Genomic DNA, 18,607 nt, shown 5'->3' with positions numbered 1-18,607 from the left:
AATGGGAAATTATTATATTTATCGTTTGGGGCAATGGCTGGTGAGCATCCTGCCGGTGAGGGTCGCCTACGCCTTTGCCGTTCTCATTTCTGATATTCATTTTTTATTTTCCAAAACGGACCGCGAAGCGGTGCGGGCGAACCTCAAGGTCGTTCTGGGCAAGGACGTTTCGTCTAAAATGGTGCGGGAAGTGTTCCGCAATTTTGGGCGGTATTTGGCGGATTTTTTTACCATGACCAAAAAAGTCAGCCCCCGGTATGTGCAAGAGCATGTGGAATGCGTCAACATTGAACACATTGACCATGCCCTTAAAAAAGGAAAAGGGGTCATCCTCGTCAGCGCCCACGTGGGCAATTGGGAAATGGCGAGCGCTGTCGTGGCCAGTTTGGGATATCCGCTGGCCGTCATAGCCCTGATCCATAAAGACCACAGGGTCAACGCGTTCTTTGACCGCCAGCGGGAATTTTTCGGCACGACCGTCATCCCGGCGACAACCGCGGTGCGCCGCTGTCTGGAACATTTGAAGGCCAACCGGGTGCTGGCCATTTTGGGGGAACGTGATTTCGGCGCCAAAGGCATGGTCATGGATTTTTTGGGGCGCAAGGCCATGGTCCCCAAAGGCACGGCGCTTTTTTCGCTGAAGACCGGTGCCTCCATCATCCCGACGATGTTCGTCCGCAAGGACAATGGGGATTTCCGTTTCATTTTTCACGAACCCATTGAGCCGCCGGCTATGCCGCCCGGGGACATCACCGATGATCTGGTGGCCCAAACGATCAGCCGCTATCTGAGCGTCCTGGAGTGGGAGATCCGCGAACATCCGCTCCAGTGGCTCATGTTCAGGGAGTTCTGGTATTTATGAATATCGCCGTGATCATCCCCGCGCACAATGAGGCCAGGGTCATCGGGCCCCTGGTATCGTCTGTCCGGGGCCTTGGGTATGATGTGATCGTCGTGGATGATGGTTCTTCAGACGCCACCGGCGTTCTGGCCGGGTCTGCCGGGGCTGTTGTGTTAAGGACAGGCCAAAAAAGCGGCAAAGGCAATGCCCTGCGCCTTGGCTTTGACCATGCCCTTAAAAAAGGTTACGCGGCCGTGGTCGCCATGGATGGGGACGGCCAGCATGCGCCGTCGGACATTCATTTGTTCGTTGCCTGTTTCCAACAGACCGGCGCGCCTGTTGTCAACGGCAACCGCATGCGCGATCCCGGAGGCATGCCGTTCGTGCGCCGGGCGACCAACGCGTTGATGTCATGGGTCATTTCCTTGATCTGCCGTCAGCAGATCAAGGACACCCAGTGCGGGTTTCGTTTGGTTTCCGCCGAAGTCCTCAAAAGCGTCACGCTGGAATGTTCGGATTTTGAGATCGAGACGGAGCTGCTGGTCAAGGCGGCCCGCCAGGGGTTTAAGGTCACTTCCATTGATATCCAAAGCATTTACCGTGACGAGAAGAGCAAGATAAGGCCTTTGCGCGACACCCTGCGGTTCATCCGGTATATCATCGGGGTCGCGTGTGGCAAATAAACGCTGTCACCCCCGAATGTTTTTATCGGGGGTCCAGCCATACATGTCTGGATTCCCGACAGAAGCATTCGGGAATGACAAATTTATATGATCGAGAATTTTCTGCCCAGGGCGTTTTTTATTTCACTGACCGCGCATACACTGCTGGTTTGCGGAGGATATTTTTTGAAACACCCTGACCCTCATAAAGACGGGGTCAGGCCCAAAGGGGTTGAGATCGTTTACCGGCCCGCGCCGCGTCCCTTAGTCCCGGACCTTAAGCAAAGGCCCATCAAGCCCTCCCAAGTCATTCCCGTCCAGGGCACGGTCCCGGTGAAGCTCGCCAAACCGGACCAGGGTCTGCCGAAGAATTTTACGGTGGATGAGCGCAGGCCCCGGATCATCCGGTCCATGCAGGCCTCGTATCACGTGTCCATGACGCACATAAAGTCGGAAAAGATCAACAACCCCGCGTACGCGTCGTATAATGAACTAGTTCGCAGACGCATCGAGGAAAAAGTGTACGCGAATTTCAGCAAGATGGAGAGCGGGACGGTGTACCTGACCTTTGTACTTGCTTCGGACGGCACTCTGAAGGCCGCGCAGATCATTGAAGCCAAAAGCCGCGCCACCGGGAATTTGCAGGACATTTCCATGAAAAGCTTGAAGCAGGCGCAATTCCCGCAGTTCCTCAAAGGGATGACCCTGCCCGAATACACGTTCAATATCGAGATCCAGTATCAGCTTAATGATGATGAGTAGTAGGGGCGGGCCCCCGTGCCCGCCCGAAAGGAGAAGAAGTTATGCGTTTATGGATAGCAGGGGTCCTGTTAGCGGCCGGTATTGTCGGTGGCTGGGCTTTAGCAGATGATCCGGTTGTGGCTCCCGGGAAAAAAGTCACCCTTGATTACGCGCTTTCAGTTGACAACAAGGAGATCGAGACCTCCAAAGGCAAGGAGCCCCTTGTTTTTGTCTACGGGGTAGATACCATCGTTCCCGGTTTGGAGGCGGCCCTCAACGGCATGCATGTCGGGGAACAGAAGGTGGTTGATGTTCAGCCCAAGGACGGTTACGGCGAAATAGATCCGAAGGCGTTCAAAGAATTTCCCAAGACCACTCTGCCCAAGAACATAGAGCCCAAGGTCGGCATGGTCCTTCAGGCCCAGGCGCCCGACGGTGAAAATTTTCCAGCGGTCATCCGCGAGGTCAAGGCGGATAGCGTGGTGTTGGATTTCAATAATCTACTGGCCGGCAAACTTTTAAAATTTCAGATCAAGGTCCTGAAGATCGAGGACGTTCCAGCCGAGGCGCCTGCCAAGAAGTAGTTATGGGGTAGGGATCAGGTTGATGAGATTGGTCAACAGCAGCATGGTGCACAGCCCCGTCATCACGCCCCAGGAGGTCAAGACCTTCCCACCTTCCTCAAAGGCCTCCGGTAGCATTTCCGCGACAACCAGATAGATCATGGCCCCGCCGGCAAAACCCAGCCCTATCGGCAAGAGCGGTTCGAACAGCCATGCCAGGAGCGCCGATGGCGCGGCCAACAGCGGTTGCGGCACGCTGGTCAAAATGGATGCCCAGGCGCAGCGTAGCGTTGATGTCCCGTCTTTTTTGAGCGGCAAAGAGATCGCGATGCCTTCGGGGATATTGTGCACGCCGATGGCAATGGCCATGATGAGGCCGAAATGGAAATTGCCCGTGGCAAACCCCACGCCGATGGCAATGCCTTCCGGGATCGAATGGACGAACAGGGCGATAAAAAGCAGGATGCCTTTTTTGGAAAAGCCCCTGGCCAGGTTGTGCTGTTCCAGGTGCAGGCGCTCAACGAGTTTTTCCGTTTGCCAGAAAAAAAGCGCCCCCAGCATCAGGCCCAGGATGACCCCATAGGGGGCGGAAGGAAATTTTATTTTAAGAGCAATGCCTTCCTGCGCCAGCGAGAACACGGAGGCGGAGATCATCATTCCGGCGGCGAACGCGGAGGAGAACGCGCGCATGACGTTGGAATGCCTCTTGACGAAATGCACCGGGATGGCGCCCAGGCCCGTGGCCAGACAGCTGATGGTGCCGGTCAATGTTGACCAGTAGATCAAACTCATTTCCGCGGACATGTTCCTAATTTACCACATTGAACGCCTTAATCAATACTTTATCCCGTCTTAATCATTCCTTTATATTGCCCGTTTATACTTGTTTCAAACATCAACAAAAACATGAGAGGGAGCCATGAAGATCAAAATAATTTTTTTGTTGGCGGTCACCTTGGGGACGGGGCCATTGGTGTGGGCTCAATCGACTGATCCGGTTCTGTCAAATGAAGAACTTTCCCAACAAGTCCGTGAGCTTCAAAAACAGTTGCGGGATATGCAGCAGGTGGTCCAGAAACAAAATGAGATCATTGAAAAATTGAGCAGCAAGCCGGCGGAGGCGCCGCCTTCAATACAGCAGTTCACCGAGGTCAAAGAACAACCATCCTTTCTACGTGTTGGTAAAGGAAATGTTGACTTAAGTTTGGTTGTTCAGGAATGGTATGTGATCGACGATCATGCCCATGATAATTTCCGTCATCGCCGCATGGAGTTGGGCTTTGGAGGGAATCTGGCCGATCACCTGAAATGGAAACTTGTGACAGACCCCAGTCTTGTTCAAGAAGATAACACGACCCGCAGTATTTTAAAGGATGCTTATGTCGGTTACGATGGAATTCCCCATCACACCATTCAGCTTGGCCAATATAAAATACCCGTGACTGAAGAAGGTTTTCGGCCATCACCCAAGATCGATACCGCGGAACGTTCTTTTATTGGACGGACTTACGGAGACAAACGTGATATCGGCGCCATGGCCCTGGGGACCTGGAAATATGCCGATTACCAACTTGGGGTTTTTAACGGGGAAGGCCCGAACAAAAGCGATACCAATGACCACAAAGACATTGCCGGACGGTTTGTTTTAAAACCGTTTGCCGACCATTCTTTTTGGAAAGGCCTGCAGGTGGGGTCTTCATTTTATCAACGGCCTTCCCACGTTACCTCTCCTGTTAAAAAGCGTATCGGGGCAGAGGCGAGATTTGAATATGACAAATTCTCGCTCAAAAGTGAATTGATGAGAGCGCAAGATGGCGCAGTGCCATCCAATGGCTGGTATACCCAGTTAGGATATTTCATCACTCCTCAATGGCAATGGGTGACCAGATATGAGGGGTTTAATGCGAACGAAAGGGCCTCGGGGAACCAGGAATTTGATACCACGGTTGGTTTGAATTATTTTTTGATCAAACCAACAACGAAATTGCAATTGAATTATGTGCATAAAACGGTCCATGGCGGTGCTGATGACAATCAGATCATTACGGCCGCGCAATATGCGTTTTAACCGGAACAGTGTTATTAACAATTCACGGGAGATGACATGCGGAAATTTCAATGGTTCATTGTTGTGATCTTGAGCGTTTTAGGCGCTTCATCAGGCCTGGCCACGGGGAATTCCATACAGATCAAGGGTTCGGACACCATGGTCAATCTCGGCCAGGCGTGGGCCGAGGCGTACATGGGCAAACATCCTGACGCGTTCGTGGCGGTGACCGGCGGCGGGTCAGGCACGGGGATCGCGGCGCTTTTGAGCGGCACCTGCGATATCGCGGAGTCCTCACGCTCCATTAAGAAAGAAGAGATCAACCAGGCCAAGGCCAAAGGCATCACGCCCACCGAGTTTATCGTCGGGCTGGACGGTTTGGCCGTGGTTGTCAACCCCGCCAATCCGGTCAGCCAATTGACCATTGACCAGCTGGCGGATATTTTTGCCGGCAAGATCAAGAATTGGAAAGAGGTCGGCGGCCGTGACCTGTCCATTGTCCTGTTATCGCGTGAGGTCAATTCCGGGACGCATGTTTATTTCAAAGAACATGTCCTGCGCAAAGGAGATGCCAAAAGCACGGTTGAATTCGCCCCTGAAGCGCTGTTGATGTCTTCGTCCCAGGCCATTGCCGACGAGATCTCACAAAATACCGGCGCCATCGGTTATTACGGGATGGGGTATGTCAATCAGACCCAGAAGGCCGTTGCGGTGGCCAAAGACAATGCCGGTCCTTATTACACGCCGACGCTGGACAATGTTGTTTCCGGTCAATATTATATTTCACGGCCGCTCATCTTTTATACCAATGGTCAGCCGCAAGGGGCCCTCAAAGACATCATTGATTTTGTTTTCAGTCCCGAGGGTCAGCAGATCGTCAAGGACACCGATTTCGTGCCGGTCAAATAAATATGCTCAAACGCCGCTGGAGCGCCAAACGCCTGAAAGAAGCCGCTATTGAGAAATGCATTTACTTAAGCGGCATCACCTCCATTGTCCTGGTGGCCCTCATTTTTATTTTCCTGGCGAAAGAGGGTTTTGCGATCTTCAGGACCATCGGTTTTGGGGATTTTCTTTTAGGGTCCAGCTGGTATCCCATCTCAACGCCCGCCAAATTCGGCATTTTGCCGCTGATGGCGGGTTCTTTGCTGGTGACCCTGGGCGCCACGCTGATCGCTGTTCCCATCGGGATCGCCAGCGCGGTGTATATCTCCGAGGTCGCTTCCGGCAAGATCAAGGAGATCTTAAAATCAGGCATTGAACTTCTGGCCGCCATTCCAAGTGTTGTGCTGGGGTTCATCGGCATGATGACCCTGGTGCCATGGGTCAAAAGCACGTTCCATATACCGACGGGACTCACGGCCTTTTCCGGGGCCGTCATGCTGGCCTTCATGGCGACACCGACCATTGTCAGCATCGCCGAGGATGCGCTCAACGCGGTGCCGCGGCGGTATAAAGAGGCGGCCCTGGCCCTGGGCTCCACCCGCTGGCAGGCCATATGGCGGGTGGTTTTGCCCGCGGCCTCGTCCGGCATTGTGGCGGCGGTGATGCTGGGCATCGGGCGCGTCATCGGCGAGACCATGGCGGTCATGATGATCACCGGTAATGCCGCGCGCATCCCGGATTCGATCTTTCAACCGGTCAGGACCCTGACGGCCACCATTGCCGCGGAAATGGGCGAGACCGTGCGCGGCAGTGACCACTATTTCGCGCTTTTTGCCATCGGCATCGTGCTTTTTATCATCACATTTTTTATCAATCTGATCGCGGACCTCGCGGTGCACCATAAAGCCAAATGATCAGGAACCCTTATATCAAAGAGAAGATCGCCTTTGCCGTCCTGTTCGCGGCGACCGTCATCGTCGTTTTGCCGGTCATTCTTATTTTATTTTTTATCATTCAGCACGGCTGGAACGCCATTTCGTGGGAGTTCTTGACCCAGATGCCGCGAAAAGGCATGCGCGAAGGCGGCATTTTTCCGGCGATCGTCGGGACCCTGTATCTGGTTTTGGGAACACTGCTGTTCGCCTTGCCGCTGGGGGTGATGTCAGCCATTTACCTGACCGAATACGCCAAGGACAATTGGCTGACCCGCTTAGTCAAGCTGGCCATCATCAACCTGGCCGGAGTTCCGTCGGTGGTGTACGGCCTTTTCGGGCTGGGGATCTTTGTCATGTTCCTCAAATTCGGCGCTTCCATTTTAGCCGGCTCCCTGACCCTGGCCATCATGGTGGTGCCGATCATCATCACGACCACCCGCGAAGCGCTGGACAGCGTGCCGCAATCGTTCCGTCAGGTGAGCTTGTCGCTGGGCGCCTCCAAATGGGACACCATACGCCACGCGGTCCTGCCGCACGCGATGCCGGGCATTTTGACCGGGATGATCCTGGCGGTTTCCCGCGCCGCGGGCGAAACAGCACCCATCCTTTTTACCGTCGCCGCTTTTTACCTGCCCAAACTGCCTCATTCGGTCTTCGACCAGGTCATGGCTTTGCCGTATCATTTGTACGTCATTTCAACGCAGGTGCCCAATATCAAATTGGAGGTCCGTTACGGCACGGCGCTGGTGCTTTTAATGATCGTCCTGACGATGAATGGGGTCGCGATCGTTTTGCGCGCGCATTTTAGAAAGAAGAAAAAATGGTGAACCCTTTGAAAATACAGGTGGACGATCTGAACGTATTCTTCGGTGCTGTCCAGGCATTGAAGAACATTACCCTCGGCGTTCAGGCCAACGAGATCTTAAGTATCATTGGTCCATCCAACAGCGGCAAAAGCACCTTTTTGCGCTGCCTGAACCGTTCCAACGACGGTACGCATCCGCGTTTTTCGCGCCGGGGACTGGTGACCATCAACGGCGTTGATATTGACGGGCCCATTGATGTTGAGATGCTGCGCAAGAAAGTGGGCATGGTGTTCGCCCTGCCGACGGTCCTGCCCATCACCATTTTTGAGAATGTGGCCTATGGCCTGCGCCGCCACGGCATCAAGGACAAAAAGTCCATCAGCCGGACCATTGAGAACAGCTTGAAGGCCGCGTATTTGTGGGACGAGGTCAAGGACCGTTTGGACGCGCAGGCCATGAACCTTTCCGGAGGCCAGCAGCAGCGCCTGTGCCTGGCCCGCACCCTGGCTGTTGAGCCGGACATTATCCTGTATGATGAGCCGTGTTCGGGGCTGGACCCTATTTCCACGGCCAAGATCGAGGAAGCCATGGTCCATTTTAAGGACAAATACACCCAGATCCTGGTGACCAATAACACCAAACAGGCCGCGCGCGTGGGCGATCGCACGGCATTCTTCCTGATGGGGGAATTGGTTGAGCTGGACCAGACCAAGAAGATATTCACTTCTCCGGCGGACAAGCGGACGGAGGGTTATATTTCCGGGAGATTCGGTTGATGCCTGCGATCATTGAAACCCACAAATTGAATCTTTTTTACGGCGCGTTCCAGGGACTGATCGATATCAGCATGACGGTGGACGAGCGCCGGATCACTTCGCTCATCGGGCCCTCCGGATGCGGCAAGTCAACGCTGCTGCGCGCGCTTAACCGGATGAACGACCTCATTGAAGGCGTGCGGGTGACGGGCAGGGTCCTCATCGGCGGCACGGACATTTATGATCCGCAGACGGACCTGGTCTATCTGCGTAAAAAAGTCGGCATGGTGTTTCAGCGCCCCAACCCGTTCGCGCTGTCAGTGGCTGAAAATATTTTATTCAGCGTCAAGATCCACAAGACCGCGCCCGCGTCCGAATATGGATCAATTCTGGAAGCATCGCTGCGGGCCGTGGATCTCTGGGAGGTGCTCAAAGACCGGCTCAATGCCTCGGCATTGAGTTTGTCCCTGGAACAGCAGCAGCGTCTGTGCATCGCGCGGCTCCTGCCGGTCAAGCCCGATATTTTGCTGATGGATGAGCCGTGCTCGGCGCTGGACCCCATGTCCACCGCGCACATTGAGGACCTGATGCGGACACTGAAAAACGATTATACGATCTTAATTGTCACGCACAACATGCAGCAGGCCGCGCGCGTGTCGGATTTTACCGGATATATGCTGCTGGGAGAATTGGTTGAAATGGGGCCGACGGGTCAGGTCTTTACCAACCCTAAAGATCCGCGCACCGAGGCGTATATTACTGGGCGTTTTGGTTAATCAGTTGTATAATAAAAAGCGAGGACATTTATGGAACGTCATTTTGACGAAGAATTGCGGAATTTAAAAGAAAACCTCCTGCACATGAGCAGTTTGGTGGAAGAGGCCATCAGCGGCGCGGTCAAAGCGCTGGTCAGCCGCGATGAAGTGCTGGCGAAAAAAGTCGTCTCCTGCGACCATGCCATTGACATGTTGGAAGTCAAGATCGACGATTTGTGCCTGCGCCTGTTGGCCCTGCACCAGCCGCAGGCAGGGGACCTGCGTTTCATCGCCTATAGCATGAAGATCAACAATGACCTTGAACGCATGGGGGACCTGTCGGTCAATATCGCGCAGGAAGCCCTGAACCTGTTGAATATCCCGTCGGGAAAGACCCTCACGGATGTCCCGCACATGGCCGCGCTGGCCCAGCAGATGCTCAAGGACAGCATCAACGCGTTCGTGACCAATGATGTGCCGCTGGCTAAAAATGTGTGCCTGCGCGACGACGAAGTGGACGCGCTCAATCATCAGATCTTCCAGGACATGCTCGCGCATATAACGCAGGACCCCAAGAAGGTCACCCGCGCGGTGGACATGATCCTGGTGACCCGTAACCTTGAACGCATTGCCGATCATGCCACCAATATCGCCGAAGACGTCATCTATATCGTTGAGGGAAAGGTGATCAAGCATCATTTGACCGATGACCCGACGCCCGGGCCTGCCTAATTTTATATGATGCATCCCTTAGAATGCCGCCGGATCCTTCCGCAAGACCTGAAAGCCCTCAATTCTCTTAGTGATTATATCGCTCAAGGCGGAGGCAAGGCCTATGCGCGCGCCCTTTCCATGTCGCCCCTTGACGTCATCGGGGAGATCAAGAAGGCAAATCTGCGCGGCCGCGGCGGCGCCGGGTTTCCCACCGCCATCAAATGGGCCGGGGTGCGCAACGAGCCGTGTCCCACAAAATATGTCGTCTGCAACTTCTCCGAAGGCGAGCCCGGCACCTACAAAGACCGTTATTTAATCCTCAAAAACCCCTATCATCTCTTTGAAGGGATCGCCATTGCCATTTACGCCATCGGCGCCAAAGAAGCCTATATCGGCATCAAGAAAAAGTATAAGCCCCAGGTCCACCGGCTTTTTGCCGCGCGTTTGGAGATGGAAGAGGCAGGGATGCTCCCCAAGGGCCTGATCAAGATCCATCTGGGCCCGGATGAATACCTTTTTGGCGAGGAAAAAGGACTGCTGGAGTCCATTGACGGCCGCTACCCCATGCCGCGCAATATCCCGCCCTACATTCAGGGGATCAATTTCCAGCCTGATTCCCTCAATCCGACCTGTGTCAATAATGTGGAGAGTTTCTGCCAGGCAGTATATATATTTAAGAAAGGGGCGGACGACTTTAAATCAGTCGGGTCCCAGGATACCCCCGGAACAGTCATATGTACGGTTTGCGGAGATATCAAGCGTCCGGGCATTTATGAGGTCCCGGCCGGAACAGTGACCCTCAAACAGCTTCTATATGATATCGCAGGCGGCCCAAGCGGGCGATTTTCCCTAAAAGCCGCGTTTTCCGGTGTGGCGAGCGGAGTGGTGACCCCTGAAAGGTTCGGGACACCCCTGGATTTCGGGTCTTTGAAGAAGGCAGGGGGCGGTTTGGGCTCGGCCGGATTCATTGTCTATGACCAAAGCGCATGTATGGTGCAGGCAGCGCTTAAATTTTCCAATTTCCTGGCCAAAAGCTCCTGCGGCCAATGCGTGCCCTGCAACCAGGGCACGGCCCAGATCACCGAATACCTAAAAAAGGTTGAATTCGGGCACGGCTCCAAGGACGATCTTGAGGCCATCTTTGAGATCAGCGGCCGCTGTACCAATCAGAATCGCTGTTTTCTACCCACACAGGAATCCCTGCTTATCCCCAGCATTATCAACGCTTTTCCTTCCGAGTTCAAAGCGCATATTGAGGGGAACAGGGACCCCCACGAGCGCGATCTCATCCTTCCCAAGCTCCACGAATACGACGAGGACACCCGCGCCTTCACCTATGATGATCCTGTCAAGTTTCCTCTATAAAAAGCCCGGGAAAGCGCTTTATTATCAGCCGGAGGCTGATCCGCCTTTGGCGGAAAATTTTATTAAATTTTCTTGACATCGTCATACGCGTATGACAGAATTTAGTCACTTTCCACCCTGGTGATTTCAATGATGCCCACGAAAGGAGGGATTAATAGCAAGGGCAGGAATCTCCGTTAGGGGTCTATGTTGTTATTTTCCTAGGCCTATAGATCCTAGAATATATATACGAAATGTCATTCCCGCGAAAGCGGGAATCCAGAAATGGATCCCCGATTAAAGCATTCGGGGATGACTCGTGCAACTTCTTGGGAGGAACAAATGAGACATAAAGTTCTATTAGCGGTTGCCTTAGCGGCTCTTATGGCCACTCCGGCGTTCGCCGCTGTTCAAAACGTGAAAGTCAGTGGTGCCATTGACTCCACGTATATCAGTCGTCAGCACTTTAACCTTGGTTCAAAGGTTCTAACTCAGGGTGGCGGTGAAAATGGTTTGAGAAACCAGAACGCTTTCATCACCCAAACCACAGTGCGCATTGATGCTGATTTGAGCGACAATGTCAGCACCACCGTTGGTTTGATCAATGAACGCGGTTGGGGTGCAGAGCACAGCACCATTACTTCTACTTCTACTGGTGGTATAACTACTACTACTACCAATAACAATGCCAATGACACCAACGTCCAGCTGTATTTGGCCTATGCCACGATGCGCGAGTTTTTGTATTCTCCGCTCACCGTGAGCGTTGGTCGTCAGTACTTCGGTTACGGGAATAACCTTATCATCGGCACGGATGGCGTTAACAATGTCGCCACTGGCAACTTGGCTGCTATCGCCAATGATATGACCCTTAGAAGCACCTATGATGGTGTTAAGGCGATCTTGGATTATAAGCCCTTGACCATCGACTTGTTGTACTTCAAGAACAATACCGGTACTGATGCTGGTTTGACCGGTGCTAATAATGCCAACAAAAGGCAGTCCGATGTTTATGGGTTAAACGCCAATTATCAGTTGGGCGATGCCATGAACAGCGTGGTGGAAGGTTACTTCTTCGCCAGAGTCGGCGGGCATTACAATACCACCGTGGTCACGGACAAGGGTGATACCTTGTATGTGCCTGGTTTGCGTGTCAGCACCAACCCCATCAAAGGGTTGAATACTCAAGCAGAAATTGCCTGGCAAAGAGGCACGAAATCGCTGGCCCCTGGTTCTGCTACAGTCGGCGGCGATAATCTCCCCCGTGAAGCCATGGCCGCGCAATTAACGGCCAGCTACACCTTACCGGTGTTGGAGCAATACAAACCCGTGGTCAATGCTTCTTATACCTTTGTTTCCGGGGATAAGAACGGCGATGACCAGCGTCAGACCCCTGCCAGTAGCAATACTGGTTCTAGGAGCGTCTATACTGCTTGGGATCCGTTCAACGAAGCCCAGGGCAGCGGGACTATCTACAACACGCTGTTTAACCTGACCAACCTCAACATCTTTGCTCTGGGCGTTCAAGCTACTCCCATACAGGATGTGACCGCGACTGCCACATGGAGCGGTTTGTGGTTGAATAAAAAAGTCGGTACTGGTAACCTCATTGGCAACAGCATGCCGACCCTTCAAGCGGATGGCACGGCCACGCCGACCTTTGCCACCACCGGTAAAAAAGACCTCGGTAATGAATACGATGTCAACGTCAACTATGCTTATACCGAAGATGTTACGTTCGGGTTAAGCTTGGGCTGGTTCGTTCCTGGCAAAACGTTCAATAGTGCTAATGACAGTGTTGCCAGTCAGGCATTGGCTCATGTGAACGTGAACTTTTAATGAGCACGTGACTTATGGAACGAGAGTGACATAAGTCACTGTGCGAATTAATCCCGAGCCAACGAGCGAGGGATCAGTTCATGGCATTACAAACCCCCGTCGGGGATTCCCCGACGGGGGTTTTCTTTTGAGGGAAGAGAAAGGTAGCACCTGCCTTCTCAAAAGAAGGCAGGTGCTACCTTCTTGACGCCACCTTCTTTTTGTGGTAGTTTAATTTATCCCCGAATGTAGTTCTTGTTTTTCAATTCCCCTAAATAATTAACAGGAGTTTTCCATGCCAAGTCCTAACCGTTTTTGGAAGCCCGGTTATGTCTACCATCTTGTTACCAGGGGAAATAATAAACAGATCATTTTTCGTGAACCAAAGGATTTTCAGCAATATTTGTATTTGTTGGAAGAGGCGCGAAAGACATTTTCTGTTCTGGTCTATAATTATGTGCTTATGAATAATCATGTTCATTTGCTCGTTGGTGTAGAAGAGAATGGGGATGTTTCCAAAGCAATGGAGCATATCGGTAAGGGCTATGCCAAATATTTTAATTATAAATACAACTATGTCGGGCATGTTTTTCAAGGCAGGTTCAAGAGTTTTATGATCCTGGATGAATGGTATTTTTTTGCGTGCACCAGGTATATTGATTTAAATCCTGTAAAGGCAGGGCTGGTGAATGACCCCAAGGATTATGTCTGGGCAGGATATTCGACGTTAGGTTGCGGTCGACGGGGGATCGTGCGATTGGATGCGCACGATTTGTATTGTAGATTGGACTCCGATCCGGTTATGCGGCAATCAGTTTATCGTTCCCTGGTTTTTGGTGACCATTATAAGGATTTGGATTTGCTCAATCGCCGTGCCGGTTCATTAAGAAGGTAGGTGCTGCCTTTTTCCAAGAAGGCAGGTGCTACCTTAAAATATTTTACTTTTCATTTGTCCCCCCGTTTTTCTTTGTTAATATAATCAATTGTAGAGACGCAACATGTTGCGTCTCTACGTAACACATTATTTAATAGATATTTAGAAATGACAGGGTGTAGCAGAACATGACCCGTGATGAAATATATGAGCATTTAGCCAAGGTCTACCTTGGCAAACGCGAGAACGCCTCCACCGCCCGAAAGAAGAGACCGGTCAATCAGCCGGGGCTCGTCATCAACATCGCCATTACGGCGGTGCTTGTGATCTCAACGGTGTACGGGTTCACCGCGTTTTTGACGGACAAGGCGGGAGAGAAGCACCAGGTCTTTTACGCGCTCAATAACGACCCCGTGCGCATCGTGTATGATCTCAACGACCCGTTCCCGGCGGCCAAGACGTTCGCGATCGATGTCCCGGTCAATGCTTCAAAATACGCGTTCTTGAATTTTTCCATCCGGGGGATGCACAATGCGTATCCGGGGGTGGTGAAACTGGCGGTGGTCAACCGCAGGAATGAAAGGGCCACCTATTTTGTGCACAATGTCAACGCCGACTGGCAGAAGGTCCATGTTCCGCTCAAAGGCCTGAACCTCACCGACTGGACCACGGTCAGGGAGGTGTCCTTTATCCTGGAGGCATGGAACACGGAGTTCCGCAAAGGCACGGTCTTGATCGACGATATAGGCTTCTCAAACTAACGCAGGGGTCAAACAGTTTATGAAGATCATTTCAATAGCCAATCAAAAAGGCGGGTGCGGCAAGACAACGACGGCCATCAATCTGGCCTCGACGCTGGCTTTCAACGGCCAAAAGACGCTTTTGATCGACCTTGACCCCCAGGCCCACGCCACGCTGGGACTCAACATCGACGACGCAAATTCTTTGTACAATGTCATTTCCAAGCTCACCCCCAAGAAATTGAAGATCAAGGACATCATCAAACACGTGGACAAAAATTTTGATATCGCGCCTTCCAATGTTCTGGTGGGAACGCTGGAACAGGAATTGGCGGACGAGATCGGCCGGGAATTGAAGCTCGTTGAAGTCCTCGCCGAGGTCAAAGACAAGTACGACTGCATTTTGATCGATTGTCCGCCGAGTTTAGGGTTCCTGACGGTCAACGCCATCCGTGCTAGCGATGAGATCATCATCCCGGTTGAGACCAGCCGTTTTTCCATGCAGGGGGTGGACCATTTGATGGACATCGTCAACCTGATCCGTGACCGGCTCAACCATGCGGTGACGACACGGGTCCTCATCACCATGTTCGATTCCCGTTTGCGTCATTCTTTTTCCATGTTCGCCAAGATGAAAGAGAAGTTCGGCAAAGAGCTTTACGACACCATCGTCCATGTCAACGTCAAGTTAAAAGAGGCCGCCGTGATGGGCCAGGCCGTTATTAAATACGACAAATACTGCCGTGGGGCCAAAGATTATTTGAGTTTGGCGCGTGAGATCCTGACCATTGAACGCCAGGCCGCAGGTCCCGCCTATGAACCTTCCGGGCGCATGCGTGAGCTGGTGGAAAAAAAGTCCGCCGAATTCCTGAATGCCGCCCATTTTTCCCTGAAAGCGCCCGGCGCGCGTTCCGTCTATGTGACGGGCAGTTTCAATGACTGGTCCCTGGACGAGTCCTGCTGTATGAACAAGAAGAACGACACCTGGGCCCTGACCCTGCCGCTTTCGCCCGGGGTCTACAGATACCAGTTCATCGTGGACGGGAAATGGCACCGCGACCCGCAGAATACCCAAACCGAGCGCAATTCTTTCGGTGATATCAATTCCGTCATTGAGGTCAAGGGCTGATGACAGGACAACCGACCCGCGAGGACATTCTGGAAGGCAAGATGTACGCGCTGTTGGCCTATCTGTCCATCCTGTGCATCATACCGCTCATCTTCAGGAAAAATAATCCGTTCGTCCTCGCTCACGGCAAGCAGGGGCTGGTCCTGTTCGTGGCCGAGGTCGGCGTCTTTGTCTTGAGCATCATGTTCCCCTGGGCCTATCCGCCGCTGATCTTCCTTTTGATGGCCTTTTCATTCTGGGGCATCATTGCTGTTTTGCGCGGACAAACCGTCCGTCTTCCCGTGGCGGCGTCCATCGCCGACAAAATCGTTTTGTGATGAACAAATTCATAGACCTGATGAAGGAGGTTTTTTGGCTCAAAAAGTCCACAGCCAAAAAACAACTTCGTCGGGCGCCTGCCAAGACCAGAAAACCAACCCCCAAGCCGGCCAAGGTTAAACCTAAAAAGCCGGCTAAGCCCACGAAAATTTCCAAGATAAAAGCCCCTGTTGTGGACCCGAATTTGGTCCAGGCAGGGAAGATCACGCATTATTTTGACCGCATCAAGGTCTGTGTGGTCAAGATCACGCAGGGGTCTATTCTCGTCGGAGACCGTTTGACCATCAAAGGTCCCAAGACGTCCTTTGTCCAGAAGGTCTGGTCCATGCAGATCGAGAACAAGGATGTGAAGGTGGCCCGCAAGGGGCAGTTGATCGGCCTGAAGGTGGAGAGGCCCGTGGCCGTCGGGGATATTGTGTACAAATGAAATCTATGGTATATTTACACCATGAACAACCGCGGACAGAACGTCGTCGAATATATCCTTGTGGTCACGGCCGTGGTGCTTGTTTTTGTCGTTGTGTTCGCCCCCAACGGTCGCTTTCACCGGGCGGTCAAACAGAACCTTGATTCCGTTGTCCCCGCCATTGACCAGGGCAAGGATTCCATCAAATTCTCCGGACCCCCTTAGTATTAGTTGCGCGTACCGTCGGCGATCTTCTGTTTTAGGTCGTCCATGGCTTGGCGCTGCTTGCGCCGGGTTTCCTGGATGGCTTCTTCCCGTTGGGACCTTAACTGCGCGGCATTTGAGATTTTTGGCGGGGCCTTGAATGTTTTGCCGACCCCGGAAATGAAGCCGAAAAAAAGCCATGCCGCCGCAAAAATGCCCAGACCGATCAGGATCAAATTTGTGATGTACATAACCTAAGTATAAAACCCCTTTTATGCGTTGTCTTGTTGTATTTTTATTTTTCTATTTAAGCGCTCCGGGCCTTCTTTGGGCGGACAAACCCATTGAGATCTATGCCGATGGGGCGCGGTATGGGTCCATCGAGGCCTATAAGGCCCGCGTCATTGTGTCCTTGCGTGAAACCCCGCCGTTGGCGGGGCTGACCCCCCAAACACGTCGCGCGCTGGACGATATTTCCTTGGAGTATGCCATCGGCCGGGTGATGGCGGATTTTGACCAGAATTGGGAAAACCCTGTTCCCAAATTCACCATCAGCACCGCCCAACTGGAAGAGCGCCTGCGGGCCCTGGTGGCGGACCGTCCCCAGCCGGTTTTGTTGATCGCCGGGCCCCAAAAACTAAGGGTCGCGGCGTATACGGGCTCTACCCAAGGGGAGACCCAAGAGAGCCCTTGACTATACCCCGTCTTGATTGTATAATTCCCCATTCTAAAAAAAGTTAAAAGGAGGAAGGTTCAGTTGGCTATTGTTAAAGAAAAAAAGACCGAAGTCATCAACCGGTTCAAGACCCACGCGAAAGATACGGGCTCGGCCCCGGTGCAGGTCGCTGTCATGACCGAACAGATCAACCTGCTCAATGAGCATTTTAAGACCCACAAAAAGGATTTCCATTCCCGCCGCGGGCTTTTGATGCTGATCGGAAAGCGCCGCCGTCTTTTGGAATATCTCCAGAAGACAGATCCCAAAAAATACGAAGAAACCATTAATAAGCTGGATCTACGCAAGTAGCCGGCCCTATAACGCAAAGGATTGTTATGTCTACGGCGAAAGTTCAGGTCGCCTTTGGCGGCCAAACATTAATTATTGAATCAGGTAAACTGGCCAAACAAGCCAATGGTGCTGTCACTGTCACCGTCGGCGGAACAATTGTTTTGGTCACGGCCTGTATGGCCAAGAAACCCAGGGAGGGTTTTGATTTTTTCCCCCTGACGGTGGAGTATCAGGAAAAAACCTATTCCGCGGGGAGAATTCCCGGCGGTTTTTTTAAACGCGAAGGCCGTCCCACGGAAAAAGAGGTCCTGACTTCCCGTGTTATCGACCGGCCCATCCGGCCCCTGTTCCCGGAGGGCTGCCGCAACGAGGTGCAGGTGGTGGCCACGGTGTTGAGCCATGACGGGGAAAATGACGCGGATGTTCTGGCCATGATCGGCGCTTCCGCCGCTTTGACCATTTCCGACATTCCCTTTGACGGTCCCATCGGCGCGGCGCGCGTCGGCCTCATCGACGGTCAACTGGTCGCCAATCCAACCTATGAGCAGCGTCAGTCCGGCTCCATGGACTTAGTCGTTGCCGGCTGGGGTGACGGCATCGTGATGATCGAAGGCGAAGCAGACCAGGTGCCCGAAGCCAAGGTCCTGGAAGGCCTCAAATTCGCCTTGGCCGCCTTAAAGTCCACCAAGGATATTCAGCTGGAATTGCAAAAGAAGGTCGGTAAACCCAAGGTCGAAGTAAAATTAAAAACACCCGGCGCTTCCTTTGTTGCCAAGGTCCGTTCTCTGGCCATGGGGCGTCTGGAAGAAATTTATAAGGGCACGGCCGATAAGGATGAACGTGAAGACGCTGTTGGCGCGCTGGCCGAGCAATTGGCCGCTGATCTGACGGTCTATGCCGATTGCGCCCAGGAAGGCCGGGAGATCGGCGCTTCTGATGTGGCCGGGGTGTTCGAACAATTGCAGTATGAAGTGATCCGCGGCAATGTCTATAACAAGAATTTGCGCGCCGACGGCAGTGGACCCAAGGACATCCGCGACATTTCCTGCGAAGCCGGCGTT

At 52.8% G+C, this 18,607-nt stretch carries 24 protein-coding genes; 22 read left to right on the top strand and 2 right to left on the bottom strand.

The window, feature by feature from the left end:
* Position 1 precedes the first annotated feature (1 nt).
* The 4 genes from Q7K71_00720 (at position 2) to Q7K71_00705 (ending at position 2,828) form a co-directional block, all read left to right on the top strand.
* Complete coding sequence (locus Q7K71_00720) at positions 2 to 862, top strand: lysophospholipid acyltransferase family protein (GenBank protein MDO8674626.1); 861 nt, start codon at positions 2 to 4, stop codon at positions 860 to 862.
* Positions 859 to 1,524 carry a glycosyltransferase family 2 protein gene (locus Q7K71_00715; protein MDO8674625.1) on the top strand — a complete coding sequence of 222 codons (666 nt, stop codon included), beginning with the start codon at positions 859 to 861 and terminating at the stop codon, positions 1,522 to 1,524. The genes Q7K71_00720 and Q7K71_00715 overlap by 4 nt, the downstream gene beginning before the upstream one ends.
* Positions 1,525 to 1,611: 87 nt before the next feature.
* Positions 1,612 to 2,265 carry a hypothetical protein gene (locus tag Q7K71_00710; GenBank protein ID MDO8674624.1) on the top strand — a complete coding sequence of 218 codons (654 nt, stop codon included), beginning with the start codon at positions 1,612 to 1,614 and terminating at the stop codon, positions 2,263 to 2,265.
* A gap of 41 nt (positions 2,266 to 2,306) precedes the next feature.
* Positions 2,307 to 2,828, top strand: a complete 522-nt coding sequence (locus tag Q7K71_00705) for a peptidylprolyl isomerase (protein MDO8674623.1) — start codon at positions 2,307 to 2,309, stop codon at positions 2,826 to 2,828.
* On the opposite strand, the gene Q7K71_00700 is transcribed toward Q7K71_00705, so the two are convergent.
* Entirely contained in the window at positions 2,829 to 3,599 is a 771-nt protein-coding gene (locus Q7K71_00700) for a ZIP family metal transporter (protein ID MDO8674622.1), read from the bottom strand. It abuts the gene before it with no gap.
* A gap of 127 nt (positions 3,600 to 3,726) precedes the next feature.
* Here Q7K71_00700 and Q7K71_00695 point away from each other — a divergent pair, with 127 nt between their 5' ends.
* The 15 genes from Q7K71_00695 to Q7K71_00625 all read left to right on the top strand — a co-directional run bounded on the left by Q7K71_00695 (position 3,727) and on the right by Q7K71_00625 (position 16,558).
* Positions 3,727 to 4,875 carry a porin gene (locus Q7K71_00695; protein ID MDO8674621.1) on the top strand — a complete coding sequence of 383 codons (1,149 nt, stop codon included), beginning with the start codon at positions 3,727 to 3,729 and terminating at the stop codon, positions 4,873 to 4,875.
* 36 nt (positions 4,876 to 4,911) lie between these two features.
* Positions 4,912 to 5,763 (top strand): phosphate ABC transporter substrate-binding protein, encoded by an 852-nt coding sequence (locus tag Q7K71_00690; protein ID MDO8674620.1) that lies wholly within the window; start codon positions 4,912 to 4,914, stop codon positions 5,761 to 5,763.
* 2 nt (positions 5,764 to 5,765) lie between these two features.
* A complete protein-coding gene (gene pstC, locus Q7K71_00685; protein MDO8674619.1) occupies positions 5,766 to 6,653 on the top strand; it encodes a phosphate ABC transporter permease subunit PstC in 888 nt (295 codons plus the stop codon).
* Positions 6,650 to 7,501, top strand: coding sequence for a phosphate ABC transporter permease PstA (pstA, locus tag Q7K71_00680; protein ID MDO8674618.1), 852 nt, complete (start codon positions 6,650 to 6,652; stop codon positions 7,499 to 7,501). Before pstC ends, pstA begins: the two co-directional genes overlap by 4 nt.
* The gene (locus Q7K71_00675; protein MDO8674617.1) at positions 7,495 to 8,256 is read left to right on the top strand and encodes a phosphate ABC transporter ATP-binding protein; all 762 of its coding nucleotides are present in this window, start codon (positions 7,495 to 7,497) and stop codon (positions 8,254 to 8,256) included. Before pstA ends, Q7K71_00675 begins: the two co-directional genes overlap by 7 nt.
* Positions 8,256 to 9,011, top strand: coding sequence for a phosphate ABC transporter ATP-binding protein PstB (pstB, locus tag Q7K71_00670; GenBank protein MDO8674616.1), 756 nt, complete (start codon positions 8,256 to 8,258; stop codon positions 9,009 to 9,011). Before Q7K71_00675 ends, pstB begins: the two co-directional genes overlap by 1 nt.
* A 30-nt stretch (positions 9,012 to 9,041) precedes the next feature.
* Positions 9,042 to 9,722, top strand: coding sequence for a phosphate signaling complex protein PhoU (gene phoU, locus Q7K71_00665; GenBank protein MDO8674615.1), 681 nt, complete (start codon positions 9,042 to 9,044; stop codon positions 9,720 to 9,722).
* A gap of 6 nt (positions 9,723 to 9,728) precedes the next feature.
* Positions 9,729 to 11,069, top strand: coding sequence for an NADH-ubiquinone oxidoreductase-F iron-sulfur binding region domain-containing protein (locus Q7K71_00660; GenBank protein ID MDO8674614.1), 1,341 nt, complete (start codon positions 9,729 to 9,731; stop codon positions 11,067 to 11,069).
* Between the two features lie 321 nt (positions 11,070 to 11,390).
* Complete coding sequence (locus Q7K71_00655; GenBank protein ID MDO8674613.1) at positions 11,391 to 12,887, top strand: alginate export family protein; 1,497 nt, start codon at positions 11,391 to 11,393, stop codon at positions 12,885 to 12,887.
* A gap of 274 nt (positions 12,888 to 13,161) precedes the next feature.
* Positions 13,162 to 13,761, top strand: a complete 600-nt coding sequence (locus Q7K71_00650) for a transposase (GenBank protein ID MDO8674612.1) — start codon at positions 13,162 to 13,164, stop codon at positions 13,759 to 13,761.
* A 167-nt stretch (positions 13,762 to 13,928) separates the two neighbouring features.
* Positions 13,929 to 14,501, top strand: coding sequence for a hypothetical protein (locus Q7K71_00645; protein ID MDO8674611.1), 573 nt, complete (start codon positions 13,929 to 13,931; stop codon positions 14,499 to 14,501).
* A gap of 19 nt (positions 14,502 to 14,520) precedes the next feature.
* Complete coding sequence (locus Q7K71_00640) at positions 14,521 to 15,609, top strand: AAA family ATPase (GenBank protein ID MDO8674610.1); 1,089 nt, start codon at positions 14,521 to 14,523, stop codon at positions 15,607 to 15,609.
* The gene (locus tag Q7K71_00635) at positions 15,609 to 15,926 is read left to right on the top strand and encodes a hypothetical protein (GenBank protein MDO8674609.1); all 318 of its coding nucleotides are present in this window, start codon (positions 15,609 to 15,611) and stop codon (positions 15,924 to 15,926) included. The genes Q7K71_00640 and Q7K71_00635 overlap by 1 nt, the downstream gene beginning before the upstream one ends.
* Positions 15,926 to 16,354, top strand: coding sequence for a hypothetical protein (locus Q7K71_00630; GenBank protein MDO8674608.1), 429 nt, complete (start codon positions 15,926 to 15,928; stop codon positions 16,352 to 16,354). Before Q7K71_00635 ends, Q7K71_00630 begins: the two co-directional genes overlap by 1 nt.
* Before the next feature lie 21 nt (positions 16,355 to 16,375).
* Positions 16,376 to 16,558, top strand: coding sequence for a hypothetical protein (locus Q7K71_00625; protein ID MDO8674607.1), 183 nt, complete (start codon positions 16,376 to 16,378; stop codon positions 16,556 to 16,558).
* Between the two features lie 2 nt (positions 16,559 to 16,560).
* Here the strand turns inward: Q7K71_00625 and Q7K71_00620 are convergent, their stop codons facing one another.
* The gene (locus Q7K71_00620) at positions 16,561 to 16,788 is read right to left on the bottom strand and encodes a hypothetical protein (protein MDO8674606.1); all 228 of its coding nucleotides are present in this window, start codon (positions 16,786 to 16,788) and stop codon (positions 16,561 to 16,563) included.
* Positions 16,789 to 16,811: 23 nt separating this feature from the next.
* Here Q7K71_00620 and Q7K71_00615 point away from each other — a divergent pair, with 23 nt between their 5' ends.
* From Q7K71_00615 to Q7K71_00605, 3 genes are all read left to right on the top strand, one after another.
* Positions 16,812 to 17,231, top strand: coding sequence for a hypothetical protein (locus tag Q7K71_00615; protein MDO8674605.1), 420 nt, complete (start codon positions 16,812 to 16,814; stop codon positions 17,229 to 17,231).
* Positions 17,232 to 17,294: 63 nt separating this feature from the next.
* Entirely contained in the window at positions 17,295 to 17,564 is a 270-nt protein-coding gene (rpsO, locus tag Q7K71_00610) for a 30S ribosomal protein S15 (GenBank protein MDO8674604.1), read from the top strand.
* 26 nt (positions 17,565 to 17,590) lie between these two features.
* Positions 17,591 to 18,607, top strand: a 1,017-nt coding sequence (locus Q7K71_00605) for a polyribonucleotide nucleotidyltransferase (GenBank protein MDO8674603.1), incomplete at its 3' end; no start/stop codon positions are given.

It is taken from the genome of Candidatus Omnitrophota bacterium (assembly GCA_030650275.1).
In the GTDB taxonomy this organism is placed as follows: domain Bacteria; phylum Omnitrophota; class Gorgyraeia; order Zapsychrales; family Fredricksoniimonadaceae; genus JACPXN01.
The sequence above is the reverse complement of the archived record's forward strand: the minus strand, read 5'-3'. Positions and strand labels throughout refer to the sequence as shown.